The organism is Luteimonas sp. 9C (assembly GCF_902506295.1).
Classification (GTDB): Bacteria; Pseudomonadota; Gammaproteobacteria; order Xanthomonadales; family Xanthomonadaceae; genus Luteimonas.
The window spans coordinates 92386-117509 of record NZ_LR733312.1 but is presented as its reverse complement, the minus strand read 5'-3'; the positions used below and the strand labels follow the sequence as shown (position 1 = coordinate 117509).

Genomic DNA, 25124 nt, shown 5'->3' with positions numbered 1-25124 from the left:
CCCGCTCAATGCACGCCCACGGTGGCACGCTTACGCATCAGCTCACCCAGCAGCTTGAGCGTAGTGCGGTCGAAGTGGCGTGGATCGGTCACGTCCCCCAGCGGCACGTCCACCCCCAGCTGGACTAGCTCCATATGCTCCTCTTGGCCTGCGAGCTCGCTCCAGATCGCGTTGAGCCGGGCGAAGCGCTCAGAGGTAATGCCGTCCACAGCCCGCTCCTGGCTGAACTCGGGTTTAGGCAGGATCACGATCAGCCGGCTCCCGGCTTCCCGTGTCGAGCCAATCAGCCGCTCCGCCGCGCTTCGATACACCGAATCGCTCGGCGGGGTCGACCAGTACCGCGTGTCGTAGTCGAAGAAGGCGCCGTAGATCAGCAGCGGATGTGGCGACTCGCCCAGGCCGGAGCCCAGCGCGTCCTCCAGCTTGAAAGTACGCGGCCAGTTGTCGAACTCGACGTCCTGTCCGCCCATATAGTGCGCAATGGCCCCGGACTGGCAGTTGGCCATCACCCGGATGGTCGGCGTAAAGGACTCAGCCTCTGCCACGACCCGCTGCGCGAACTCCTCCGAGTCCGCTTGCACCAGCCTGATCCAGTCCGGCTTGGTCGTATCGACCGGCGGCTTGATCGACTTGAACGTCTTCTTGAGCACCGAAGCCACTGCAGTCTCGACGCCCATGTTCATGGTCCTGCACGAGAACAGGAAATGACGCAGGACCGTCTTGTTCTCCACCGCGGCAAAACCCACCAGGCCGTAGTAGCCATACCGGTCCCAGACGAACACTGAATAGGTTTCGTTGTGGGCGACGTCGATGATGTATTCCGGCATCGAGCCGGGCGCGACGCGCGACTTGGTGAAGTTCAGCTGGTTCGTGCGGTTGATCAGCTCTTCGATGCGACCGGCGTAACGAAGATTGTCGGTCCTGCGCACCATGGCCACTGCGATGTCGCACGAACGCAGGAACTCCTCGTTAGATGACTGGTCCGCTTCACGATCGGCGCGCTTCTGCTCCAGAATCCGATATTCCGGAATGCGCGATTTGCTGATGCCTTTGGTCTTCTCCAGCAGGTCTGCAAGGAATACTTCGACGTCGCTGCCCCGCGCATCGATCGTGCGAATCCCGGGATTGACGAACTCGACTTCCCGCAAGTTCATCTCGTTATCGTCGATGAACACCACGTCGGGCGCCCGGAGCTGCATATCGCTAATGATGCGCTTGATGAGCTCTCCTTTAGGCTCGAAAGATATCTCTGGAAACACAAACTCATTCCAGAGGCCGAATCGCTCGAGCTCAAACCTAGCTGCCTGCAGATTGTTCTTGGAACAGATCGAGTTGACAACCCCAGCAACATTCAAGCGCTTGATAGCGTCGACCCGGCTGTCGAAAATGGCAGGGACATCGCCCTCGGCCAATGTCCCCTGCCACAAAGTGTCATCCAGATCCCATATCAACAATTTGGCCACTAAACCATTCCCAGGCAGGTATCAGGAGACAGGATCGTTGTCAGACAATTCTGCCAAAACACGCACATCGATCTCTCTAAGGGGAGCTCCGATGCAATCAAATACTCGAACCGCATCCAGTGCGAGATGAACCGTGCTTCCTTCCAGAGACGGGTCGAGAACCACTTCGCCAATGCTGTAGGTTCTGCATAGAAGTTGCATGAACCTCGCTGATTCGTCGTTGCTCTCCCTGCGGACCTCAACTCCGGCGCCTGGAATCATTCCCACGGCGTCTTTGACGACGCTCCTACGTAGACCCCCATCGTTCACTTGGTCAACGAAATACCGAAGCAGTACCAAGTCATGGTCCGGCAGGTGCCTGGTGAGCTGATCGACACCAGCGCTCAACGGGCCGACATTCCGATACGGCATCGCGTACTGCGCCCCATGCGCACGACACGCTTTCGACAGCTCTTCGACATCCACATGCTTCGTGCCATCGAACAAATAGAGCGTCTCAGTGCAAAGAGCTTTCCCAGTGAGAAGTGCTCTCCACTTCTCGACCAACCTAGCTACCGAGAAGTTCTCAATTACGACCTGCCGGGATCGCGCTGACTCAACCATCATTGCGTCCGGGTCCAACGCCAGGCGCTCCATCATCGCGAGGAGCTGCTCATCATTCTTGAACTTGATGCCCGACCAAGGATAACTTTCCACCGCGTAACCGTTACCGACAGCCGAGTAATACATATGCTCGGGATAAAATGAAATCACACCGAGGGCCTTGGCATCATTTAAGCAGTAGCTAAATGTCTCGCCGTTAGAAGTGAACACAAAAAATGCGCTATTCGACATTACATCCCAGTACTCAACAGTCGAGTACGGGGGCGCCATCTCGACGATCTCATACGACTTAAGAGCATCGGACGCCTGCACGAGCGCGCGGATCCTATCGATTGCGTCGTTGTTCTTGGTGACACGCCCATCCGGAGCACGCACAAAGGTGATGTATTTTCGCTCCGTCGCGGGTGTCTCACATTTCACAACCTCCGTATCGATCCCGAGCTCGAATTCTTGCAAACGCGCACGATGACCCGCATCGTCGGCATACAACTCACGGTCAGTTCTCGCTGTATGCCTCAAGAGCACGTTCTCGAAGTAGGCAAAGTCCAGCGTCTCGCGATCGATGGCCTCGACTTTGAGCTCTTTAAACCACGTCAACTCCGTTCCGAAAATAACCTTTGCCAGTAACTCATTCTCACGAGCCCAACGAGCGAACTCGTTCAAAAAGGCAATGCTGGATTTACGTGGGACCTGGTTGATTACGACGAGGTCCGCCCACCTGAGCTTCTCCTCAAGTTCCGTCGAGAAGGACTCCGCCCAGATGAACTCGATATCAAACGCCTTCTTCAGATGAAGAAACGCCAGATAATTTGCGAGATTCAACCTACTGGTGGAGTTAGGCCCCCGCACCCATAGATCCGACGCAAAGAAGTCCCGATCAAAGCGAGCATTCAGACGCAGGATTTTCCGCATCATAACTTCGTGGAAAACAACAAGCACCTTAATCTTCACTGCGACCTCTCATTAATTTTTTATACGAAATCACTAAGCAGATCGCTTGACAAAGGCCTAGTCTGCGCTTGGTCCTGCGTGACGAGCCGCATACCTCATGCGTCGAAATGCCTGATGTCCCTTGGCCCGCAGCAATCAATTGCGGAAAATTCGGAGCGCATGCAACGACTTAATCTCTTGCCGCGAGGCCAACCGCTACCCTCGCGAACCAGCGGCTTAAGATTTAGTCCTAGCCTGCGAGCTCTTGGACGCGCGAAGCAAACTTCAGCTATACACCCGTTCATTGGATGATGCCCAGCGAGAATAAGAAGGATCAGATGTCGCGGACATAGACTGAGAACCGCTCTTTGCGTCGCCAGGTCAACCCGGCCCCGATACATTTGGCCGGCGCCTCCGCCCGCCACGGATAACGCGCGCCACTAGCGGCAATTACGCTCTTTATATTCTAACGATGCCACTCCAAGTAGCAGATTACGATCCCGCAAGTTGTGCACTTGCGGCGCCAGCTGCATCGTTAGGATTGAGGAATTTTGAAGACAATAACGCTTTCTGGTTTTTTGCTATCTGGGCGGACTGCCACCTTAGCTTGGCCCGCACCGCTGGAAACAGTGATCCAGACCCACTCGTCCTTACTTTCGTTCGTACGCGTTTCGAAGCCTGCCAGTTTGAGAGCGCTCTCAAGCTCTGCGGCGAGCGCTTTATGGTCGGTGCTCGCCGAGGCAAGCCCAATCTGCCGTTCGGGCACATCGTTCGGCCCCGGCCGGACGCGATCGTAGACCTGCCGGTGCTCGAACGGGATATCGACCACCGCGCCCAGCAACGCGACCTGTCGACCGGGGATGGCCTGCGCCTCTTCCACGACAGCGGGCGGAGTGGCGGCTTGCGGTGCCGCAGCGGCCTCGGCGGCAGGTGCTGCAGCGCTCTCCTCGACGTCACTCCGATCCGGGGCGCAAGCTGCGGCGGCGAGCGCGGCAACTACGATAAAAGCTTTCGACGCAAAACTGGACATGTCCTTTCCTTGAATGGTCGGTGGTTACAGCCTGAAGACGTTCTCAGAACGAGGCAGCACGCCCTTGACGTCGAAGATGATTCCGCCGGGCTTGAGGAACGATTCAACCGTGCCGCTAGAACCATCAGGAACGAATTCCTTGTGCCCGACCGCCAGCACGACGGCGTCGTACTGACCTGCTCCGGGATGGCGCAGCAGCCCAATCCCGTATTCATGCATTGCCTCGGCAGCGTCCACCCATGGGTCATGGATGTCCACGGTCGCATTGGTGGTCCGCAGTTCTTCGATCACGTCCACGACCTTGGTATTGCGAACGTCCGGACAGTTCTCCTTGAATGCGAGCCCCAGCACCAGAATCCGCGAATCCACAATGTTGATGCGGGATTGCGCCATCAGCTTCATGACTTGGCTCGCCACGTATGGGCCCATTTCGTCATTGATTCGACGTGCAGCAAGAATCAGTTCTGGGTTGTAGCCGAGCATTGCCGCCTTGTGGGCGAGGTAATAAGGATCCACCCCGATGCAATGGCCTCCAACCAGTCCCGGCGAGAACGGCATGAAATTCCACTTCGTGCCGGCCGCCGCCAGCACTTCGTGCGTGTCGATGCCGATGCGATTGAAGATGCGTGCGAGCTCGTTCATCAGCGCGATGTTGACGTCGCGCTGGGTGTTCTCGATGACCTTCGCTGCCTCGGCAACACGAATCGAACTGGCCTTGTGCGTACCAGCTTCGATGATCGAGGCGTACAGCTCGTCGACATAATCCGCGATCTCGGGCGTGGAACCCGCCGTTACCTTGGTGATCTTGGTGACAGTGCGCTCCTTGTCGCCCGGATTGATCCGCTCCGGGCTATACCCGCAATAGAAGTCCTCGTTGAACTTGAGGCCCGATACCTCCTCCAGCACCGGCACGCACACCTCTTCGGTCACGCCCGGGTAGACCGTGGACTCGTAGATCACGATGTCGCCGCGCTTGAGGATCGAACCGATCGCCGCGCTGGACTTCAACAGCGGATCGAAATCGGGACGGCGCGCCGTATCGATGGGCGTCGGCACCGTAATGATGAAGACGCTGCAGTCGCGGATCTTGTCGAGGTGGCAGGTGAAGGTGAGCCTGGATGCGGCTGCCAGTTCATCGGCATCGACTTCGAGGGTGCGATCGTGCCCCTTACCCAACTCTTCGACGCGATCGCCACTGATGTCGTAGCCGACTACGTCCCGCTTGCGCCCGAATGCCACCGCAAGCGGCAAGCCCACGTAGCCGAGCCCGACGATGGCCAGGCGCTTCTCGGCGCTGGAATTTACGATCATGTGGTCAAGTTCCTGTCATGTTGTTAACGCGCGCACCCTGCTGCCGAACGCAGCAGGACCTGCGGTGCGGTCGACGAATGCGGGCCCCTGCTCCAGCGCACTGCGGCGAAGCTGCGGACTGGAGCCGAGCGTCTGGACGACGCAGGCCAGGGCGGAAGGGGCCGCGTACACCGCGGCATCGCCGTATTGTACCTGCCAGCCTAGCTCCAGCACGGGAATGCAACCGGCCATGAGCGCCTGCAGGACAGCGAGTGCAGGCGGCGAGCCCTGTCGGGGTAGGTTCATGTCGATCCAGAAGTCGACGAGAGCGAGAAAGGTGGGCCATGCAGTCGAACCGGCGCGGTAGACGGTCCATGCCGCAGGCAGGCACTCGGTCTTCGTACCATCTGTCATATCCCAGACGAGTACCGGAAACGCGTGCAGTTCGGCCAGGCGGTCAAGCCAGAGCCGCATGTCACCCGCCACCGGCAACGCGAGGCCAAGGACGGGGTCACGCGAATCCAATGTCTCACGCAGGGGCGATCGCCAGTGCCGGTACGCCACCGCGCGAGGCCATGACACGGCAGCCGCCGGTTCGCTGTCGCGTTCGCGCTGTATCCAGCAGGGATCACAGCCGAAGATGATCCTGCAGGCCCGTTCACAGAGGCTTCTGTCGTAACCGACATGGGCGTTGATAGCCTCATCGGGGTCGTCGATCAGGATGACCTTGCCTATGGTCATGGGCGTGCGCAGCTGCGTCATGTAGGTCAGCAACGCAGGGGAGGTGACCACGAGTGTCTCCACGTGAGCACTGCCCCCTAGGTCGATCTCCTCGACCTCTTGGCGTTGGAGCATGTCCTGCAGGTATACCGCGTACGGCTCAACTGCAATTGGAGAAAGGTGCGTGAACAGATCCTGCTGAACGATGGCGACCCGGATCTGACCTTCGGCCAATACCGCGAGCTCTTCCGCCACCCGGCCTACTCCCGGTGCCGACAGCCGATGATCGGACAGATACGCGAAGTCGAAAGCGGTGCTTGGTCGGGGTTCAGGATCAAAACGCGCTGGCCGGGCGAACTTTTGGCCGGCGGGATCCAGGCTGCGAATGGCGAGGTTGGAATTGCGATCATGCCAAGCCTCGAAACTGCGGCGATACGTGGCACGCGCGGGATGCCGCCAGCCGGGCCTGAATTCCGCCCTAGACAGCGACCCTTTGCTGAGACGGATGAATGTCAGGATATCTGGAAGCGTCGCGACGCGCTGCTCGCCGAAATGCAGTCGAAGGCGCGTTGAGAATTCAGTATCGGCGCCCTTGCGGGAGGGGTCGTAATAGCCAATGGCTTCCATGACCGGCTCACGCCGGTACAACAGCGAGGATTCATTCGTTCGGAACGCCGGCACGCCAGGCAGGCTGACCAACAGGTCATCGTCGGTACGCAGACCAGTGCAGTACGTCGCAACAAGGGACGCGTCCGAAAGCAACGCGGACACCTGTCGTTCGATGCGACCGGGATGTGCCCAGTCGTCGGAATCGTGCACGGTGAAGTAAATTCCCGATGCCTCCGCCAGCGCACGGTTGCGCGCTGCATATGTACCGCCGTTGACCTCCTGCTTGATGAGCCGGATGCGAGCGGGATCCAGCGCGACCGCAGCAGCAAGAGTGGCGTCATACTCTGCAGGCGAACCATCGTCCACCAGCAGGATTTCAAGGTTCCGCCAGGTCTGCCTGACGATCGAACCGACGGCGGACAACAGGCTCGCGTCGGGATGCCAGCTGCTGACCGCAACGGTCACCCGAGGACCGTCTCTGGCCCCCGCTGCGAGATCGCAGGCAAGTCCATCGAACGGGGAAGGCGCGCCAGGCACGACATGGACGGGCGCGACCCGTTTTTCCCACAGAATCGCGTTCAGCCGTGCCGACCAACGCTCCATCGACGCATGCGGACTGCCGGAAAAGGGGTTGGCGAGGTCGCACAGGGCGAAGCGGTGGTCGTAACTCTCCTGCGGCAGGAGAGCCAGCAAAGCGACCGCGGCCTTGTAATCCGCTACAGACAGCGCGACCTGCAAAGCTGTATTGACGTGGCGCCGCGGCAAGGCGCGCGGGCCGTGCACATTGACGATGGCCTGGTAGATGGCATGGGCATCGCGACGGTCGCCGGCAAAGATGTCCTGCACGGCGAACAGCCTGGCCAGCCTGGATGCGGCGGTCGGATCGAAGGTGCGCCACCTGCCGGCTTCAGGCGACGCTAGATCGTGCACGGCGAGATGCGCGATCGAAAGGACAGCGTCCAGCCCTGCGGCACCACCCGATGCGAGCCACGCAAGCACGTCACGCGCCGGTGCAGAACGCATGCGTAGCGCCGTTGCGTCGAAAGCGGCGTGCTCTTTGGGACCGGTGAGGGTACCGAGCATGTGCCGAATCAATCTGGGGGCGAGACTGCCGGCAATATCTTGTTTCACGAGTCGGCCAGTACGGCTGCCGCTGGCTTCGACTCAAGGGCCAACACCACCGTTCTGGTACCGAGATTGTCTACAGGCCTGAGACGCGGAAACTCATTGCCCCAGCGTTCAAGCATTTGTTTCTCGTCGGACCTGGTCGCGTCGTCGACGATCACAAGGGATTGGTCGCCCAATGCTTCGAAAAATCGGGGGACGGCTGGATATCGCGCCAGCGCACCCGTCGATGCAGGTGGGCCATCCACCATCAGAACTTCGATAGGTGCGTCCCCGGCCACGTCCTCTATCGAATACCAGATATAGGTTTCGGTGCCGACAGCCACCTCCGCCAGCGGCGCGTGCCTTACTTCTGCCCAATCTTCCAGCCCCGCCCTGCGCAAAGCCTGGCGGGTCTGCTCAGCGTACTCGGGCAAGTGGTCGTAGGAAATGATTTTGCCGGTGCCGCAACGGCGCAGCGCCATCGCGACCCAGACGGTGGACGCGCCACTCCCCAGCTCGACAACACGTTGCGGCCGTCGTTCTGTGAGCAACTGCACTAGACCGTAGACAGATTCGGGATCCATTGCCCACCCACCCAGGAGCGGCGTCTGAGATTCAACCTGAAGCATCTGGCGAAGCTGCAATACCGCTTCGACCTCGCGGACGGTTTCGTATTTGAGCCACTGCATCCCCCGCCTAGAAATGCTGCGCAACATTTTTTCATCGCGAGTTAGCGCCAAGAGCTTTTTCTTGTCCGCTTCGTATGCCGCCTGCAATTCGGCCAGACTCTTGTTGGCCGTATCAACGCCGTAGTGCGTCGCTTCGATATGCCGCAGGCTGTTGCCGGCATCGCTCAACTTACGGTCGATGGATTCGATGACTGACTTCAATTCGCCGATCTCGCTGGACTGGCGTCCGAGATGTTTCACAGCATCGTCCATGGACCCTTGGCGAGTCTCGAGCTCACTGTGTATATCCCTGAAGACGCGCATCGCCAGCCCGGAGTGCTCCATCAGGCCGCGGCGCGTCTCGTCCTCCATCCTGCGCTGGTTGCTTGTCGCATCTACGAGCATCGAGATGATCGAGAGCTGATTGGCGGTCTGGATGGTCGCAGCTCCGGCTTGGTCGTCCGCGAGCGTTGCAAAGTAACCCTCAATTCCAGCGAGACTCCGCTTCATGTCCTTCCGGAGGCGAACTGTCTCGTCTTGGGCGAGGCCGATGGCTCGACGATGCGCCTGCTCCACCACCGTCATCCTTTCACGCAGTTCGCCGGACAGGCGCTGCTGTCCAAGAGCGAGGCCCTCGAGGTCAGCGCGCGTAGCAGCGATCATCCTGATCAGCAAGCCTGCGCGTTGGAGCAGGGAGGCGATTCCACCGAACACAAGGAGCCACAGTGCCAAGGCGCCCAGAACAAGGTAGGAGGTGGTGCTGGATAGAATGCCCACTGCAATTCCGGCCACCCCGGCAATTGCGAGAATGCCCCCTCCCAGTCTGCGTACCGTCATGAATCCAGACATATTTCGCTCCAATGCGCTGCCCATATGAATTTATGCCCTTCGGGCCGCATCGCCGACACCGAGATTAGGCAGTAGCCGAGCATAACTCTCGCCCAGAACCTGCTTCTTTTCCGCGACCGAGACCGCGAGCTCTCGGCTGAGCTCTTCCCTCCAAGGCGCCAGCTGACGCACGACTTCGGTCTGCATATCGTCGTTTTTCCGAAACTCTCTGAAGAGCGTGGTTTCCTCCGATCCGATCGGCAGCAACCAATGCGCCTCTCGTGCGATCGCTACCAGTGGAATGCGACGTCGCCGGGCTTCCAGCGCCAGCCATACGTCGGCCATCCCGGTGGTTTCGAACCATTTGAGCTCGGGGCGCAAAAGATCCGTATGAAAGGCGACGGTGCCAGTGCCCAACTGATTCACAACCGTATCCGTGGCGAGGCTTTCCTCGAAATGAAGCAATGTCCGTCCACGAAAGAAGCTCCTGATCGGCTTTGCATAGACCGTTCCGTGCAAACCGACGATCGCCTTGCGTTCGTAGAACTCGACTTTCCGTATCAGGCTCTGCACATAGTCGGGGGGATAGGCGATGTCGTCGTCAACGGTAAAGCAGAAGCCATCCGGCACATCCTTGGTAAAATGAAACTTTCCATTGTCCCTCAGATCAGGGCCATTGATCACGGCATTAATGCGGGAATGCTTGAGAAAAGCTGGTACTTCGTCGTATCCGTTGAGATAGATATTGATGGAATCCACCTGCGGCAGCAGCGCAGCCACGACGACGCGCAACTTTTCTTCCCGCGGAGGATATGTGGCCATGCACGCGGTGATCGCGTTGCCGTCGTAACGACCTTCTCCCACAAGCAGCCGCCCGAAAACGGGATACGGGCGCCGCACCACAGGGAACGGCATGTAGGGACGCAAACCCATGCCATCAAGATGCTTGTGCCATTTGTCGCACATTGCCGCATAGTGCCGTCGCTGTGGTGACAGAAAACTCTGCGCGGCGTTTCGGTCCTGAACGAAATTGATCGCATTCGCCGGGTCTCGCGTCAACGACCCATCTCGCAGTAACGCTATATACAACACGTCTTTTACATTAACTTGGGCGTCAAGCCCATACGTCATGCGAACGCGACGCAGGAATTCATCGTCGGCGGAAGTCCTGACGGTGTCAAAGTATCCGATCTCTTCGATAACACTTTTTTTCACCATTTGACTGATGTAAGCGACACGCTCGGCAACGCCGTTGATCAGAATCGTGCTTCCGTCCTCTTCATTCTGCCGGACATGGTTGCAGGTGCTGACGGCGACGCCGCTACGATTGAGCGCGTGAAACTGCTTCTCGATACGAGCTGGTAGCGACACATCATCACTATCCATGAAGGTTACGATCGAGCCGGTCGACCTGGTGATACCAAAATTCTTGCAGAAATACGTGCCGTTATTCTCGCCGAAACAGTAAAGCTTGATCCTGCTGTCTACCCTCTGCATCGCCTCTACACGTGTCCGCGTCATGTCGGAACTGCAATCGTCCACGACGACAAGCTCCAAGTTGCGCCAGCTCTGCTCGAGTATCGAGCGAATCGCGGCTTCGACATAACGCTCGGTGTTATACGTCGTCATGATGACGGAGATAAGCGGCTCCCCCGGATAGGTTGCCTCCGCGCCCACTACGCCGCCTTTTTTTCGGGACATATAAGACACGCCGGCAATCCGTACACTCTGCGGACGGGGAATTTCCTGGGGCGACAGTAGCTGCGCAGAATCCGCTGCAGCACGAGCGGGTTGAAGGGAAATCGTCGCGTGCGGGAGATGGTCGTCGCCGGTATCGCGCTCCAGCCGCGGACGGCCCCGAGGAATTTCGGAGCCCGCATCAAGGCTTGCATTGACCTTCTGCAACGACGGGACGCCTCCCCTCGCGAGGCCCTGCCACTGAAGCATGCGCGACAAGCGGCGAAGCAGGCTGAAGATCCGTCCGTTTAGCAACGCCTCGTGACGTGAAAGCAGCATGTCCGTTCGAGCGCGCATTTCCGCCTTCAGGCGGGACAGTTCAAGCGACTGGAGCTCGATCTGTCCGGCAGCGCGGTGCTCGACTCTTGCGAGATGCTGACGCAGTTCAGCCAGTTCCGAATGCAGCGATGCGACGTCATCCGCGCTGTCGCGCACACGAGCCGCTACATCTGGCTTCGCAGTCATCATGTCTCCGGCGCCGGAGGCTGCGGATGGTCCGCGCATGTCCTCGACCGGCGTAATCACAGGGGGCGTCACCAGCAATGCCCTGTCGCCCAGAGTCTTGGGCTGACCGCCGGCGCCAGCAAACAGATGGAGCCGCACCATCTCGACGCGCGTACGCGCGGGAACCAGCAGGACGACCGAGCCGCCCCGGTAGCCCGCCATGCTGGTGTAACCGTGCTTGCCGAAGATTTCACCAATTTGCTTCAGTGCTTCGGAAGGACAGGAACCGACTTCGACAACTGCACGCTGATCCAAGGCGATCTGGATGAGCATATCCGCCCACTCCGGCACAGGCGCGCCGGACAGCACCACCAATCCAACGCGTCCGGTCTGGCTCCCGATCTGTCCCGAGCGGCAATTCTGGAGCACCGCGAGTCCAACGGTCTCGACCACAGGCGCGTCCAGAGCTTCGCCATCCTTTGGCATACGCCGAAGCAACACCGAACTCTCCCGCACGGAAGCAGCTTCGGCAGCGGGTGCAGACTCGACCTGCAGCACGATGTCCCCGGCGGGCACGAGCGCAGCGATGGCGCCTGCCTGAGATTTCTGAAGTGTGCTCAACAGTCGACTCCAACTTGCAACGGACGTGGTCCGCGAAAAAAATTGACGCGCAGAATCACTCTCCACCTCCCGAAAACGTCTCGCCAGGGCCCGCTGCGGCTTTGTCGCGCTGCGTCAAGTCTGCTCTGTCGCAGATGACCTGGAGCTTGTGGACCATGATTTCGTACATGCCGGCCGCATAGTGGAACGGGGCAATGCCCCACTTGTGGTTCGGGTCTGCGACCACCCCGTCTGGATAATCGATCACCGCACCGACGCCGTTCCTCTCCAGGTATCCGTACATGACTTCGAGCACGCGATTGCTTTCGGCAATCATTGCCTGATTTTCCAACGGTGTTCCGTCTTCGAGCGTCGCAGCCCAGAAAGCGCGGTTCACGACGATTCGCCCCGGATCAACCAGCTTCAGGAGACGACCTACGCCCCGCTTCCACGCGCCAAGGTGCTGATTGGTGCCTGGCGTTACGATCGGCCCTGCCCAGCCGCATACGCCTGCAAGCTCCCGCGAAAGCGTGAAAAGCTCGGGGAGCGTATTTGAGCCGCCAAACCTCGCCAAGTTGAATCGCTCGTCGATAAGGTCGACTAGGAGCACGTCAAAGTGCGCTGCTGCGATCATCGTTGGCGCGCGCCTGCGCAAATCGATCTCGACCATGCGCCGCTGGAACCGACTCGCAATCTCTGGCGTCTTCATGCAAATCTCCTTCGGAGCGGGCCGTGTCAGGAATGCACTGGCTAGCGAAGTGCGCGCAATGTAGCCAGCCAGTTGCATGCCGTGCTCCGTGAGCTCGAACGCATCGCGGGATACGCAGCTTCCCAATATGAAAATCCGGGGAGGCGAGGGCATCAAGGGCTTACTCCAGCCAGAGCGCGCTGGCTTGGGGGCAAAAGAAAACCTCGGGCGCGCACACCCTTCTCATCACCTTCCCAAGTGTGCTGCGAAATATCGGCACTTCGGTGGCATACGAATCCGAATCCATCGCCGACGGCAATTCTGACGCCTTCCGAGCTGCAGTCGTCCAGAAATCGTGAATCGACGCCTCGCCGGCGATCGCTCCGAAACGGAATACGGCGCAGGATCTCCGTTCTGCCTGCCAGGGTCGCGCCACAGATCCCCCCGGAGCGCCAGCCTTTCTCGAAGCGGAACGCGCCGTCAAGTTTGGGCACGTCGCAGTAGACGGTGTCGTCTGACTCGAAATGCGTGAAAAGCAGAGGCATACCGACAACTTCAGCCGGTGCCATCTCGATCAACGCGTGCATGCGCGTGAGATACTCTGGCGCGTAGTAGTCGTCATCGTCCAGCTTTGCCCAGAAGTCACCCGACGCTCGGGCTGCCGCGAGATTCAGGCAGTCACCCAATCCGACCGATGTCGGCGCTTCCAGCGCCATGACGCGCCGACCCTTGGCCGAAAGATCGATATCCGGCACATGATGACCATGCAGCACCATGATCAATTCGCAGTTCGGATACAACTGGCGCCGGAAATTCTCGAGCGCGCCCCGCAGCCGCTCGGGTCGACGGGTGATCAGCAGACAGGAAATTAGTGGCGCGGAGCGCTGATAATGAAGCCGGTCGATATCACTGCGCATAGTCATCAATGCATTGCGCATCGTGCGCACGCCAGACACCTCGTCGATAACCTTTCTGCGCCACGCTGCCGCTCCAAGCACATCCGCCGCAAGCGTGACGCACTCTTCCAAAGAAGTTGCGAAAGCTTGCGAATCGCGCAACGGCCACACTTCGGCGATATCAGGCTCAGCCACGACAAGCGAACCGCACGCGGCGGCTTTCAACATGTCCTGCTGGACCTTCCATCGTGGTCTGTTGGCAACGGCGTTGAAAAGCTCAGCGTCAGTGATTTTCGAGAGAACCAACTTGTCGCCAGAACTGACCCCACCCATCGCTACGTGTGCATTCGACGTACTGGTCTGCACACACGATTCAGGTAACTCCCAGTAGCTGTCGATCAGCCACGTCATCACGCACGCCCCATGGGTCGATTTTCCTGCCGATTCACAAACGTCGCCCAGTGCGTCGTGAAGCATGAGGAACTTGCCATGAGGTTTCAACGCGGCCAATGCGTCGGTCACCAGCGGGTTGTGGAGCCTGGGTTGAACGACAGGCTCCAACAGCCGCACCTTGGAGGCACCCACGTCCTTTTCCAGGAGCGCATGTATGGCATCGTCTATCGCGTAGACGCGATCCGCCTCGCAGGCCCAATGCCTCAGATTCGCGTATTGACCTGGATCACAGCGAAACCAAGTGAGGACCGGGACCTTGAGCAAGGCGCATTGGTCCAGCACTTTCTGGATCGGCCCATAGGGGTCAAACAATGCTTGACGCCATGCTGGTTCGAAGTCGTGGAAATCCATATCGAGAATCAGAAACTCTGGCGCACTTTCGCGTAGAACTTCCACCGCGTCCGTTGGGAAGAGCCTCAGCACTGGCACATCGAAAGCGAGTTCAGTTGCCAAGGCCGGCCCGGAGATCAAAGCAACAGGGCGCTCCTTTCGACCGCTGAAATTCCATTCGCAAGACCCAAAGTCTGCGTGGCGGCTTAGGATTTCGATCACTGCATCGGGCACAAGCCCAGACAGCTGGCAGGCCGCATCAATTATTCGAAAGCTGCCGCCACTGGATTCTGTAAGCGTGCCGATACGCAGCAGCTCAACTGGAATCCGAGGATCTGCGCCCACTTCAGCCCGCTTCGCCTGATCCATCTTCGGACGGTCGCGAAGTTTCTCCGCTATGAAACGCAACGGAGACGTCAACCTCCAAGATGTGCTGGCACGCAAACCGTCCACCTCGGCCCGGAGCCGCGCCACTTCACGACGCGCCTGCATCAGGTGCAGCGAAAGGCCAGCCAGCGGCAGTTCTTCATCCGGTTTCATATCGTGTTCTGGCTACCGAGACCATCCACGCAAGATCCATCCCGGCATCGCGCGGGTCCGGATACCCCTGAAACCGTGGACCGCCACCGGCTACTGGACCCGTTGACTCGAGCCATCCGCAGGCGTCTGCTTGAGCGATTCCTGATACGCATAACGTCGCAAAAGTTCTTTGTAGACACCCACGACCTTGCTCACCGACCCAACGCTTTTGATTCGTCCATTGTCGACAAGAATCGCCCGGTTGCAGACCTGCCTAATCAACGAAAGACTATGCGTGGCAAGCACAACGATCTTGCTGCCGCCGACTCGATCCAGCATCCGCGCCTTGGCGCGCTCGACAAAAGCCGCGTCGCCAGTGCCGATCCACTCGTCGAGGATCATGATGTCATTCTGCGTGGAGGTGGAGATCGCGAACCCGAGGCGCATTTTTTGACCCGTGGAAAGCGTCTTCAGGCGGTGCGTCGACTTAGTCTCGAGTTCTGCGAACGACAGGACCGACGGTATCATCGAGCGGGCTTCGCTGAGCGAGCTTCCCATCGCGGACGCCCGGAGCAGTATGTTCTCGACGACCGTCGCATCAGGATTGAAACCCAGAGAGAGATTCATCAACGCATGACTTGTGCCATCTACCGTGATCGTTCCGCGCGTCGGCTGATAGGCGCCGGTCAGCAGCTGCAGTAGTGTGGACTTGCCGGCGCCATTCCGCCCAATGACCGCGAGCCGATCACCGTCGGCGATCTCAAAAGAAACCGAATCGATCAAGGTCACAAACTCGCGCTTTGGCGCAGAGAAGGCAGCGCCGCCCAGTGTTCCGAGCCAGCCGTTCATACGGCGCTCGCCGTGGAGATACATAGGCACATCAAGGCCGACATTTTCGAGGGTAAGCCTGGCCATCATCAGATCCAGAGAGGGATAAAGCGCGCGTAGCGCCGGTAGAGAACGGTCGCCAGCACCAGCATCACGCTTGTCATAATGCCCACGTACATCCAGGTGATCGATTCGACATGCCCCCCGAGGAACGGGGATCGGATCATCTGCACAAGATGGTAAGCCGGATTCACGTACATGAGCTTTGCCCGGACACTATCGGTCGGCACATTTGCCGCATCCCATAGAATAGGCGTTAAAAGAAACCCGAACAGAAATATCGTAGTCGTTAGTTCATGGATGTCAGGATAGCGCGCGCCCAAAAGCGCGGCAATGACACCCAGCGCGAACACATTAACGAGGAAAACCGGCACGGTGACAACCAAGCTGGCGAAACCTTCGATATTCGCCATTGGAGAGAACAGGAACGCGATCGCCACGATCGTAAATGCCGCAAGCGCGCTGATTGACGCTTTGGACAGAGCACGGAAGACATAATCCGTGTAGCGGGTTCTTCCATCCATAATGAACGGGCGATGCGACAGCATCACCGCCGACGACTCACCAATAACCTGAGTAATGAAACGCCAGATCAGATATCCCATCCCCATGTATGGCATGAATGAGCGAGGGTCACGCCCGGAAAACCCTGCGTAGAAATTGCCAATTACCAATACCGTCGCCGCTGGAGGGACGAAAAGCCACAGCACACCGAGCCTGGACCTGCGATAACGGCTGATAATGTCCAGCCACGCCGAGAAGGTCCAGTATTCCGGACGCCGCAGACTCCCGATGACGTCTGACCACAACCGTAGTCCGCCAAGTGGCTTGCCGTTCGTTTGCTGACGGCCGGGTCTTGCTGTTGAATTCGTCACGGATTCAGGCCCGGAGCGCATCGGAAAGCTCCAAGCGCAGATCATCAAGCGCTTCCACGCCGACACTCAGCCGCACCAGATCGTCATGCATACCCAGTTCGGAGCGCCGCTCCACCGGAACCGACGCATGCGTCATCACCGCGGGATGATTGACCAGGCTTTCCACGCCGCCCAGCGACTCGGCGAGCGTGAACAGTTCAGTGCGTTCGCAGAAGCGCTTTGCTGCCTCGAAGCCCCCCTTGATGCGGACCGAGATGATGCCGCCGAAGCCGTCCATCTGGCGCTTGGCGAGCGCGTGCTGCGGGTGTGAGGCGAGACCGGGGTAGATCACCTGCTCGACGGCGGGATGTGCGTCGAGGAACTCCGCCAGTGCTTGCGCGTTCTCGCAGTGGGCCTTCATGCGCAGATGCAGGGTCTTGAGACCGCGCAACGCGAGGAAGCTGTCGAACGGACCCTGCACGGCGCCCGCGGAGTTCTGCAGGAACGCCAGCTGCTCGGCGAGTTCGGCGTTGTCGCCGACCACCAGCATGCCACCCACCATGTCGGAGTGGCCGTTGAGGTACTTGGTGGCCGAGTGCATGACGATGTCTGCGCCGTGTTCGATCGGGCGCTGCAGGATCGGCGAGGCGAAGGTGTTGTCGACGACGACGATCAGGCCGCGCTTGTGCGCGATGTCCGCGATCGCCCGGATGTCGACGATCTTCAGCATCGGGTTGGTCGGGGTTTCGATCCAGACGAGCTTCGTCTTCTCCGTGATCGCGGCCTCGAACATCGACGGGTCGGTCATGTCGACGTAGCTGAACGACAGGCCGGCGCTGCGCGTGCGCACGCGCTCGAACAGGCGGTAGCTGCCGCCGTAGAGGTCATCCATCGCGATGACGTGGTCGCCACTGTCGAGCAGTTCGAGCAGGGTCGCGGTCGCGGCCATGCCGGATGCGAACGCGAACCCGCGGGTGCCGCCTTCCAGGCCCGCCACGCAGCGCTCGTAGGCGAAGCGCGTCGGATTGTGGGTGCGCGAGTACTCGAAGCCCTGGTGCTCACCCGGGCTGGACTGCGCATAGGTCGACGTCGCGTAGATCGGCGGCATCACCGCGCCCGTGGAGGGATCGGGCGACTGGCCGGCGTGGATGGCCAACGTGGCCAGCGCGTAATCGCGTTGCCGGGAACTGGATTCGGACATGACAGCTTCCTGAAAGGACGGGAGATTCTAGCCAGCAGCCCTGAACGACAGGTTCAGAGCCGCGGCGCTCCACATGTATGGGTTACTGCACCCGCCGGCGCAGGTAATTCAGCAGGTCGATCCGGGTGATCAGGCCGAGGAACTGGTCGCCATCGGTCACGATCGCGACCTGGCCGCGGTCGAACACCGGCAGCAGGGCCTCGACCGGCGCCTTGACGTCGAGGAAATCGAGCTTGCTGACCATCGCCGACGACACCGGCTCGCGGAACCGGGCCTCGTCGCCGTAGACGTGCAGCAGCACGTCGCTCTCGTCGAGGATGCCGACGATGCGGTCGCCATCCATGACCGGCAGCTGGGAGATCTCGTAGAGCTTCATGCGCTGGTAGGCCGTCACCAGCAGGTCGGTCGGCTGCAGCACCACGGTGTCGCGACGCGAGTAGGGACGCAGGATCAGGTCGCGCAGATCGCCGTGCTGTTCGCGCTCCAGGAAGCCGTTGTCGAGCATCCAGTAGTCGTTGTAGAGCTTGCTGAGGTACTTGTTGCCGGTGTCGCAGACGAATACCAGCACCTTCTTCGGCGTGGTCTGTTCGCGGCAGTACTTGAGCGCGGCCGCGAGCAGCGTGCCGGTCGACGAACCGCCGAGAATGCCTTCGGTCCGCAGCAGCTCGCGCGCGGCGAGGAAACTCTCCTGGTCGCTGATCGCATAGGCCTGCTTCACCCGCGAGAAGTCGGAGATGCCCGGCAGGAAATCCTCGCCGATGCCCTCGACCATCCAGCTGCCCGACTTGTCGTTGAGCACGCCGTCGTTGATGTACTCGGCGAGGATCGAGCCGACCGGGTCGGCCAGCACGAGTTCGACATCCGGCGCGTCCTTGGCGAAGCAGCGCGAGAGGCCGGTCATCGTGCCCGAGCTGCCGCAACCGAACACGATCGCGTCCAGCCCGCCCACCTCACTCATCTGCCGCAGGATCTCCGGCCCGGTGCCGTGCTCGTGCGCGGCCGGGTTGTCGGGATTGCCGAACTGGTTGATGAAATACGCGCCCGGCGTCTCGCGCGCGATGCGCTCGGCGAGGTCTTGGTAGTACTCCGGGTGGCCCTTGGCGACATCGGAGCGGGTCAGCACCACCTCGGCGCCCATCGCCTTGAGGTTGAAGATCTTCTCCCGGCTCATCTTGTCCGGCACCACGAGCACCAGCTTGTAACCCTTCTGCTGCGCCACCAGCGCCAGGCCGATACCCGTATTGCCTGCAGTGCCTTCCACCAGCGTGGCACCGGGCGCGATATCGCCGCGCGCCTCAGCGGCCTCGATCATGCGCAGACCGATACGGTCCTTGATGGAGCCGCCCGGGTTCTGGCTCTCGAGCTTGAAATAGAGTTCGCAGGGACCCGCGTCGAGGCGGCGCGCACGCACGATGGGCGTGTCGGCAATCAGGTCGAGAACGGAATCGGCGATCGGCATTGCAGGTCCGGGTTGCAGCGAGACAGGCGACGATTATCGCATCCGCGGACAACATCCGCGGGCGATGGCGACCGACGAGGATGGCCGCCACCGCCCGCGACAGCCGGAACCTAGTGTTTCTGCATCTGGTCGTACATCTGGGTCAGGCGATCCTTTGCCGCGAGCTTTTCGCGCTTCATCTGCGACAGCGTGGCCTCATCGACGGCGAACACGCCGAGCTCTGCGTTCAGCACCTTCTTGTCCAGCTCCTTGTGCCGGAAGTAGAGCTGCCGGAACTCGATGTTTCCTTTCATGATCTCTTCGAGTTCGGTCTGCGATTGCGCTTCGAACATGGAATCCTCCTGACTGGAAATACGAACGCCCCGACCGGTGACGGGCGGGGCGCTAGGTGGGCTGCATCCAGGAACGTGGGGCGATTGATCCGATCAGGTCGCCGCGGCCGTCCTGCGGACGGAATGCGGGGACCTCGTGGGGGATCATCTCGGTCATCGGCCTGGCTCAGTGACCGGGCGGCGGACGAAATCTGTGCCTCCCGGACAACCGACCCTACTCCTCGGACCGGGGCCCTACAAGGGCGATATCCGCCATCTGAGTCGTCATGCGCTTCCGCATTCGGAAACGCTTACATCCGCGATGCGCGCAAACCGCATCACGACGCCAATCACTTCGAAAATGTGATGTAAGTCATTGATTCCAATTGGATTCAGTCTGACGAAAAACTAACATCCGGACGTGCGGGGCTGGCGCACAGCCTGCAATGCGTGGCGCACGGGCAGGACTGCATACGCCAGCGGTCCAGGGTCAGGGCTGCTCGAGGCTCTTGAGCAGCTCGGCCTCACGGCGACGCAATTCGGCGTCGCGCTGGCGGGCGGCGCGCAGCTTGGCCGCCTCGCCGCTGGCCACGCCCTGGAGCACCGTCTCGGCCTGCTGGCGTGCGGTGACTTCTTCCTCAGCGGCAAGCCGCAGGCGCGCGGCTTCCTCGGCCTGGATCTGGGCCTGGATGCGCAGACGCTCGGCCTCCTGGCGGGCGCGCACGGCGTCCGCACGGCTGGCTTCGACGATCAGGGCGCTGCGCTCGCGCTCGAGCTGGGTCAGCTCGCGGCGCGTAGCTTCGGTGCGGGCCGCGAGTTCGGCGGTTTCCACCCGCCACTGCGCGATCTGCAGTGCGGCTGCCCGCTGGTTGCTGCGGGCGGCGGTCAGCGCGGCCAGCGACTGGCGCGCCTGCAGCCGTTCATACGCAGCCGTGCCGGCGGTGTCCGGATTGGTGTCGATCGCCTGCAGTCGCGCCTGCAGCCGGTCCGCCTCGCCTTCCTGCGCGGACTGCGCCACCGCGGCAAATGGAACGAGCAGCGACAGCACCAGCGCGTAGCGGATCTTGGATTCCATCGTGCTCATTCCTCCACCTGCAGCCGCTGGCGCAGATTGGTGATCTCGGCCCGCCGCGCGGACAGTTCGGACTCGGCTTCCGCCTGGCGCGCGCGGGCATGGGCCAGATCGGCCAATGCACTGGCGGAGAGCGCAAGCGTCCTCGCCTCGTCGGCGCGGTCCATGCCCATCGCGGCCTGGGCCTGCGACAGCGCACGGCGCGCCTGCTGGATGTCGGCCGGTGCGTACTGGTCGGCGTCGGCGTCGCCGGCGCGAGTGACCGACAACTGCGCTGCGGCGAGCTCCTCGGTCGGCGGCGGCGTGCTCGCACAACCGGCGAGCCCCAGCACACCTGCGAGCGCGAGGCCCTGCAGCATTGGACGGATGTATGCGAAGCTTGTGTTCATCAAAATCGTGCCCGGACGCGTGATCGGGTCATTGTGGTCAGCCGCCACCGGATGCGCAACGCAGGCCGGTCGCACCTGGGGAGTTCGTACATGGATATCGGCTACTTCCTGAAGCTGATGACCGAGAAGAATGCGTCCGACATGTTCCTGAGTACGGGCGCGCCGGTGTACATCAAGGTCGAAGGCAAGCTCTACCCGCTGGGCAGTACGGGCCTGCCGCCCGGCATGGTCCGCAAGATCGCCTATTCGCTGATGGACGAGAGCCAGATCCAGCAGTTCGAGCGCGATTTCGAGCTCAACATGGCCTATTCGCTGCAGGACGCCGGGCGCTTCCGCGTCAACGTGTTCAAGCAGCGCGGCGAAGCGGGCATGGTCATCCGTGCGATCCGCAGCAACATCCCGAGCATCGAGGAGCTGCAGCTGCCGCAGGTGCTCAAGGACATCATCATGGCCCCGCGCGGGCTGGTGCTGATCGTCGGTTCCACCGGCTCGGGCAAGTCGACCACGCTGGCCTCGATGATCGACCACCGCAATGCGAGCAGCTCGGGGCACATCCTCACCATCGAGGATCCCATCGAGTACCTGCACCGGCACAAGAAGTCGCTGGTCAACCAGCGCGAGGTGGGGCTGGACACGCTGACCTTCCACAACGCGCTCAAGAACGCGATGCGCGAGGCGCCCGACGTCATCCTGATCGGCGAAATTCTCGACGCGACGACGATGGAAGCGGCGATCTCCTTCGCCGAGACCGGCCACATCTGCCTGGCGACGCTGCACTCCAACAACGCCGACCAGACGATCGAGCGCATCCTCAACTTCTTCCCCGAAGCCGCGCACAAGAACGTGCTGATGAACCTCGCGCTGAACCTGCGCGCGGTGGTGTCGCAGCGCCTGGTGGCCGGCAAGGACGGTCGCCGCCTGCCGGCGACCGAGGTCCTGCTCAACACGCCGATGATCCGCGACCTGCTGCGCCGCGGCCAGGTGCACGAGATCAAGCAGGCGATGGAGGATTCGCTGGAGGACGGCGTCGAAACCTTCGACCAGTGCCTGTTCCGCCTGTACAAGGAAGGCCGAATCGAACGTGAGACCGCGCTGCGTGCAGCGGACTCACGCGACGGCCTGGACCTGAAGTTCCGGCTCTCGGAAGGCGGGTCCGGCAGTCACGACCCCTATGCGGACGTGTTCGGGACCGACCCGTAGGTCCGCTCAGGCGGGCGGCGCGTCCGCCTGCCGTTCCGGCACCGCCGCCTCGAATGCAGGCAGGGCGGCACACGCCGCGTCGATCCGGCGGACCGTCGGATACGGCGCCAGATCGATACCGAATCGGCGCGCGTTGTAGAGCTGCGGCACCAGGGCACAGTCGGCGAGCGTCGGTGCATCGCCGACGCAGAACTCACCCGCGCCCTGCTGCAACAGCAGCGCTTCGAATGCGGCCAGACCGTCACGCACCCAGCGCGCGACCCACTGCGTGCGTGCTTCGGACGGCAGCTGCAGTTCGTGCTCCAGATACTGCAGCACGCGCAGGTTGCCGAGCGGGTGGATGTCGCAGGCGACCAGTTGGGCGAGCGCGCGCGCACGCTGCCGCGACCACGCATCGCCGGGCAGCAACGGCACGTCCGGAAACGTCTCGTCCAGGTATTCGATGATCGACAGCGACTGGGTCAGCACCGCGTCGCCATGCTGCAGCGTCGGTACCAGCCGTTGCGGATTGCGCGCCGCGAACGCCGGCAGTCGCTGTTCGCCGCCATCCTTGACCAGGTGCACGGGCACGCTGACGAAGGGCAGACCCTTGAGATGCAGCGCGATGCGCACGCGATACGCCGCGCTGGAGCGCCAGTAGGTATGCAGCGTCAGCGCAGCGGTCATCGGTTTACTCCGGCAGCGCCTGGCGTTCGATCACCTGCTCGATCGCACCGAAGATGCTCGCACCGCTCGCGTCGAGCATCTCGATGCGCACGGTGTCGCCGAACGCCATGAACGGCGTCTTGGCCGCGCCCTGCTCCAGGGTTTCGACGGTGCGCTTCTCGGCGAAGCATGACGCGCCTTTCGCGGTGTCCTCGTTGGCGATCGTGCCGGAGCCGACGATCGTGCCGGCCACCAGCGACCGCGTCTTCGCCGCATGCGCGACCAGCTGCGAGAAATCGAACTGCATATCGACACCCGCTTCCGGCGCGCCGAACCATTCGCCGTTGATGTGCGTGAGCAGCGGCAGATGGAGCTTGTTGCCCTGCCAGGCATCGCCCAGCTCGTCCGGCGTCACGAACACCGGACTCAGCGCCGAGCGCGGCTTGGCCTGCAGGAAGCCGAAGCCTTTCGCGAGTTCGCCTGGAATCAGATTGCGCAGGGAGACGTCGTTGACCAGACCGACCAGCTGGATGTGCCCGGCGGCCTGCTCGGGCGTCACCGCCATCGGCACGTCGTCGGTGATCACGACGATCTCCGCCTCGAGATCGATGCCGTGCTCTTCGCTGGTGACCTTGACGGTATCGCGCGGCCCGTAGAAACCGGCGCTGGTCGCCTGGTACATCAGCGGATCGGTGTAGAAGCTCTCCGGCACCTCGGCGCCCCGCGCGCGACGAACGCGCTCGACGTGCGGCAGGTACGCGCTGCCGTCGACGAATTCGTAGGCGCGCGGCAGCGGCGCAGCCAGGCGGGCGACATCGAGATCGAAGACGCCGTCGGCGTCGCCCGCATTGAGCGATTCGTACAGTGCGTTGAGGCGCGGCGCGGTGTTCGACCAGTCGTCGAGCGCCTGCTGCAGCGTCGCGGCGACGCCGGTCGCCCGCACGGCGCTGCCCAGGTCGCGCGAGACGACGATCAGGGTGCCGTCACGGCCGCCCTCCTTCAAAGAACCCAGCTTCATGGCAACTCCGGTTGACGTCGACTAATTGTTGCGATTGTAACGAACCCGGCCGGTCGAACGCGTCAGTCTTCGCCCTGGAAGGCGCGGCCGCGGTACGTCAACACGAGTGTGTCGCGATGGCCCGCATCACCGGCGGGCTGGATGGGCGTCGATTCGTGGATGACGCGATGGTCGTCGAGCAGCAGCACCGCCCAGGGCTCGGTCAGGGTGAAGCGCTGCCCGGCAGGCCCGTCCGCCTCGAACACCCGCGTTTCGCCCCCCTTGATGCCGGTCCGTCCCACCAGCAGGACCGCGACGAAATCCACGCCGTCGCGGTGCGCGCCTTCGGGCGTCGGACGGCCGATGCCATCGGTGGTGTCGATGCGGAACTGGTGGGCTTCGATGTGCCAGTCGCCGTCATCGCGCACCTGCGCGAACACCTGCCCCAATCCGGCGACGAGTCGCGTCCACGCTGGATCGGCGACGAGCGTCGGCGCGAGGGGTTCGAACCACCGATGCATGCCACCGTGCAGGGCGTTGTAGTCCTCGGATTGCCAGTGCGCGCGAGGTGCAACCTGCTCGAGCGCGTCGCCTTGCTGCACGAAGCAGGCGTGGCGACGCCGGCGGTAGCGGCCACCATCCTTGAGATACGCATCGGGTGGCAGCTCGTCCCAATAGGCACGCCATGCCTGCAACGCATCGGGCCGCACGCCACACAGCGTGGCGAGCGTCGACGGCGCGAGCACCGCGCAGCCGCGCGTGCGCAGGACGTCGACCACGGCATCGGGCGCGGTGTAGGGAGGCGGGAATGCGTTCATCGCGGGATTCTAGAGCGGCATCGACGCGCGCGCATCGTGTCGCCGCACAGCGGCGTGGAATGCTGTCGTCCGCGAGCGGCACGGCAGGACCCCACACCCGGCATCCCGCCGAACGGAACGCCCAGTGCGCTGTCTGCCGCCGCAGCCCGGATCACGGACCGCAGCATGGCTGGCAGCTAACCCGTGGCCACAAAAAAGCCCACCTTTCGGCGGGCTTTTTCGTTTTCGATGTGGCAGCCCCGGAAGGATTCGAACCTCCGAATGCCTGAGTCAGAGTCAGGTGCCTTACCGCTTGGCGACGGGGCTATGAACATATTGTAACGCCGAAACCGCAGTGCTCCGCAAGCTTCGGCGAACACCGGATCCACGCATCCG

The 25124-nt window shown here is 61.5% G+C and carries 20 protein-coding genes and 1 tRNA gene; 1 reads left to right on the top strand and 20 read right to left on the bottom strand.

Translation table 11 applies throughout. The annotated features are described in order from the left end of the window. Window positions 1-5 precede the first annotated feature (5 nt). The 16 genes from CURTO8I2_RS00570 to CURTO8I2_RS00495 all read right to left on the bottom strand — a co-directional run bounded on the left by CURTO8I2_RS00570 (window position 6) and on the right by CURTO8I2_RS00495 (window position 21059). On the bottom strand, window positions 6-1463 hold the full coding sequence (locus tag CURTO8I2_RS00570; RefSeq protein WP_159677785.1) for a hypothetical protein: 1458 nt from the start codon (window positions 1461-1463) through the stop codon (window positions 6-8). Between the two features lie 21 nt (window positions 1464-1484). Then, window positions 1485-3017, bottom strand: a complete 1533-nt coding sequence (locus tag CURTO8I2_RS00565) for a hypothetical protein (protein ID WP_159677783.1) — start codon at window positions 3015-3017, stop codon at window positions 1485-1487. A gap of 514 nt (window positions 3018-3531) precedes the next feature. Next, on the bottom strand, window positions 3532-4026 hold the full coding sequence (locus CURTO8I2_RS00560; RefSeq protein WP_159677781.1) for a hypothetical protein: 495 nt from the start codon (window positions 4024-4026) through the stop codon (window positions 3532-3534). A gap of 24 nt (window positions 4027-4050) precedes the next feature. Then, complete coding sequence (locus CURTO8I2_RS00555) at window positions 4051-5337, bottom strand: nucleotide sugar dehydrogenase (protein WP_159677779.1); 1287 nt, start codon at window positions 5335-5337, stop codon at window positions 4051-4053. Between the two features lie 15 nt (window positions 5338-5352). After that, window positions 5353-7728 (bottom strand): glycosyltransferase family A protein, encoded by a 2376-nt coding sequence (locus tag CURTO8I2_RS00550; RefSeq protein WP_159677777.1) that lies wholly within the window; start codon window positions 7726-7728, stop codon window positions 5353-5355. Window positions 7729-7772: 44 nt separating this feature from the next. After that, window positions 7773-9269: a class I SAM-dependent methyltransferase gene (locus CURTO8I2_RS00545; protein ID WP_159677775.1), complete on the bottom strand. Its 1497-nt coding sequence runs from the start codon at window positions 9267-9269 to the stop codon at window positions 7773-7775. 30 nt (window positions 9270-9299) lie between these two features. After that, window positions 9300-12050, bottom strand: a complete 2751-nt coding sequence (locus CURTO8I2_RS00540; protein ID WP_159677773.1) for a glycosyltransferase family A protein — start codon at window positions 12048-12050, stop codon at window positions 9300-9302. Between the two features lie 55 nt (window positions 12051-12105). Then, window positions 12106-12891 carry a DUF6270 domain-containing protein gene (locus CURTO8I2_RS00535; RefSeq protein ID WP_255475716.1) on the bottom strand — a complete coding sequence of 262 codons (786 nt, stop codon included), beginning with the start codon at window positions 12889-12891 and terminating at the stop codon, window positions 12106-12108. Further along, window positions 12891-14936, bottom strand: a complete 2046-nt coding sequence (locus CURTO8I2_RS00530; RefSeq protein ID WP_159677770.1) for a glycosyltransferase — start codon at window positions 14934-14936, stop codon at window positions 12891-12893. Before CURTO8I2_RS00530 ends, CURTO8I2_RS00535 begins: the two co-directional genes overlap by 1 nt. 90 nt (window positions 14937-15026) lie before the next feature. Beyond that, the gene (locus CURTO8I2_RS00525) at window positions 15027-15830 is read right to left on the bottom strand and encodes an ABC transporter ATP-binding protein (protein WP_159677768.1); all 804 of its coding nucleotides are present in this window, start codon (window positions 15828-15830) and stop codon (window positions 15027-15029) included. 2 nt (window positions 15831-15832) lie between these two features. Beyond that, window positions 15833-16699: an ABC transporter permease gene (locus CURTO8I2_RS00520; protein WP_159677767.1), complete on the bottom strand. Its 867-nt coding sequence runs from the start codon at window positions 16697-16699 to the stop codon at window positions 15833-15835. Then, window positions 16683-17858: a cystathionine gamma-synthase gene (locus CURTO8I2_RS00515; RefSeq protein WP_159677765.1), complete on the bottom strand. Its 1176-nt coding sequence runs from the start codon at window positions 17856-17858 to the stop codon at window positions 16683-16685. Before CURTO8I2_RS00515 ends, CURTO8I2_RS00520 begins: the two co-directional genes overlap by 17 nt. A gap of 82 nt (window positions 17859-17940) precedes the next feature. Continuing rightward, window positions 17941-19317 carry a pyridoxal-phosphate dependent enzyme gene (locus CURTO8I2_RS00510; protein WP_159677763.1) on the bottom strand — a complete coding sequence of 459 codons (1377 nt, stop codon included), beginning with the start codon at window positions 19315-19317 and terminating at the stop codon, window positions 17941-17943. Window positions 19318-19427: 110 nt separating this feature from the next. Continuing rightward, window positions 19428-19649 (bottom strand): YdcH family protein, encoded by a 222-nt coding sequence (locus CURTO8I2_RS00505; protein ID WP_159677762.1) that lies wholly within the window; start codon window positions 19647-19649, stop codon window positions 19428-19430. Between the two features lie 469 nt (window positions 19650-20118). Further along, complete coding sequence (locus tag CURTO8I2_RS00500; protein WP_159677760.1) at window positions 20119-20703, bottom strand: hypothetical protein; 585 nt, start codon at window positions 20701-20703, stop codon at window positions 20119-20121. A gap of 5 nt (window positions 20704-20708) precedes the next feature. After that, complete coding sequence (locus CURTO8I2_RS00495) at window positions 20709-21059, bottom strand: DUF4398 domain-containing protein (protein WP_236550954.1); 351 nt, start codon at window positions 21057-21059, stop codon at window positions 20709-20711. A gap of 120 nt (window positions 21060-21179) precedes the next feature. On the opposite strand from CURTO8I2_RS00495, the gene CURTO8I2_RS00490 reads away from it, so the two are divergent. Further along, complete coding sequence (locus CURTO8I2_RS00490; protein ID WP_159677757.1) at window positions 21180-22289, top strand: PilT/PilU family type 4a pilus ATPase; 1110 nt, start codon at window positions 21180-21182, stop codon at window positions 22287-22289. A 6-nt stretch (window positions 22290-22295) separates the two neighbouring features. On the opposite strand, the gene maiA is transcribed toward CURTO8I2_RS00490, so the two are convergent. The 4 genes from maiA to CURTO8I2_RS00470 form a co-directional block, all read right to left on the bottom strand. Then, entirely contained in the window at window positions 22296-22955 is a 660-nt protein-coding gene (gene maiA / locus CURTO8I2_RS00485; RefSeq protein WP_159677755.1) for a maleylacetoacetate isomerase, read from the bottom strand. Between the two features lie 4 nt (window positions 22956-22959). Next, window positions 22960-23952, bottom strand: a complete 993-nt coding sequence (locus CURTO8I2_RS00480) for a fumarylacetoacetate hydrolase family protein (protein WP_159677754.1) — start codon at window positions 23950-23952, stop codon at window positions 22960-22962. A gap of 62 nt (window positions 23953-24014) precedes the next feature. Further along, the gene (locus CURTO8I2_RS00475; RefSeq protein WP_159677752.1) at window positions 24015-24749 is read right to left on the bottom strand and encodes a 2OG-Fe dioxygenase family protein; all 735 of its coding nucleotides are present in this window, start codon (window positions 24747-24749) and stop codon (window positions 24015-24017) included. 231 nt (window positions 24750-24980) lie between these two features. Beyond that, window positions 24981-25055, bottom strand: a tRNA-Gln gene (locus tag CURTO8I2_RS00470). Between the last annotated feature and the right edge of the window lie 69 nt (window positions 25056-25124).

Bases quoted from the DNA above. Each gene is read 5' to 3' on its own strand.
- CURTO8I2_RS00500 (WP_159677760.1), bottom strand. From the start codon at position 20,703: ATGGAATCCAAGATCCGCTACGCGCTGGTGCTGTCGCTGCTCGTTCCA.
- CURTO8I2_RS00480 (WP_159677754.1), bottom strand. From the start codon at position 23,952: ATGAAGCTGGGTTCTTTGAAGGAGGGCGGCCGTGACGGCACCCTGATC.
- CURTO8I2_RS00495 (WP_236550954.1), bottom strand. From the start codon at position 21,059: ATGCTGCAGGGCCTCGCGCTCGCAGGTGTGCTGGGGCTCGCCGGTTGT.
- CURTO8I2_RS00525 (WP_159677768.1), bottom strand. From the start codon at position 15,830: ATGGCCAGGCTTACCCTCGAAAATGTCGGCCTTGATGTGCCTATGTAT.
- CURTO8I2_RS00510 (WP_159677763.1), bottom strand. From the start codon at position 19,317: ATGCCGATCGCCGATTCCGTTCTCGACCTGATTGCCGACACGCCCATC.
- maiA (WP_159677755.1), bottom strand. From the start codon at position 22,955: ATGACCGCTGCGCTGACGCTGCATACCTACTGGCGCTCCAGCGCGGCG.
- CURTO8I2_RS00515 (WP_159677765.1), bottom strand. From the start codon at position 17,858: ATGTCCGAATCCAGTTCCCGGCAACGCGATTACGCGCTGGCCACGTTG.
- CURTO8I2_RS00545 (WP_159677775.1), bottom strand. From the start codon at position 9,269: ATGTCTGGATTCATGACGGTACGCAGACTGGGAGGGGGCATTCTCGCA.
- CURTO8I2_RS00490 (WP_159677757.1), top strand. From the start codon at position 21,180: ATGGATATCGGCTACTTCCTGAAGCTGATGACCGAGAAGAATGCGTCC.
- CURTO8I2_RS00505 (WP_159677762.1), bottom strand. From the start codon at position 19,649: ATGTTCGAAGCGCAATCGCAGACCGAACTCGAAGAGATCATGAAAGGA.
- CURTO8I2_RS00560 (WP_159677781.1), bottom strand. From the start codon at position 4,026: ATGTCCAGTTTTGCGTCGAAAGCTTTTATCGTAGTTGCCGCGCTCGCC.
- CURTO8I2_RS00535 (WP_255475716.1), bottom strand. From the start codon at position 12,891: ATGCCCTCGCCTCCCCGGATTTTCATATTGGGAAGCTGCGTATCCCGC.
- CURTO8I2_RS00550 (WP_159677777.1), bottom strand. From the start codon at position 7,728: ATGCTCGGTACCCTCACCGGTCCCAAAGAGCACGCCGCTTTCGACGCA.
- CURTO8I2_RS00475 (WP_159677752.1), bottom strand. From the start codon at position 24,749: ATGAACGCATTCCCGCCTCCCTACACCGCGCCCGATGCCGTGGTCGAC.
- CURTO8I2_RS00520 (WP_159677767.1), bottom strand. From the start codon at position 16,699: ATGCGCTCCGGGCCTGAATCCGTGACGAATTCAACAGCAAGACCCGGC.
- CURTO8I2_RS00555 (WP_159677779.1), bottom strand. From the start codon at position 5,337: ATGATCGTAAATTCCAGCGCCGAGAAGCGCCTGGCCATCGTCGGGCTC.
- CURTO8I2_RS00530 (WP_159677770.1), bottom strand. From the start codon at position 14,936: ATGAAACCGGATGAAGAACTGCCGCTGGCTGGCCTTTCGCTGCACCTG.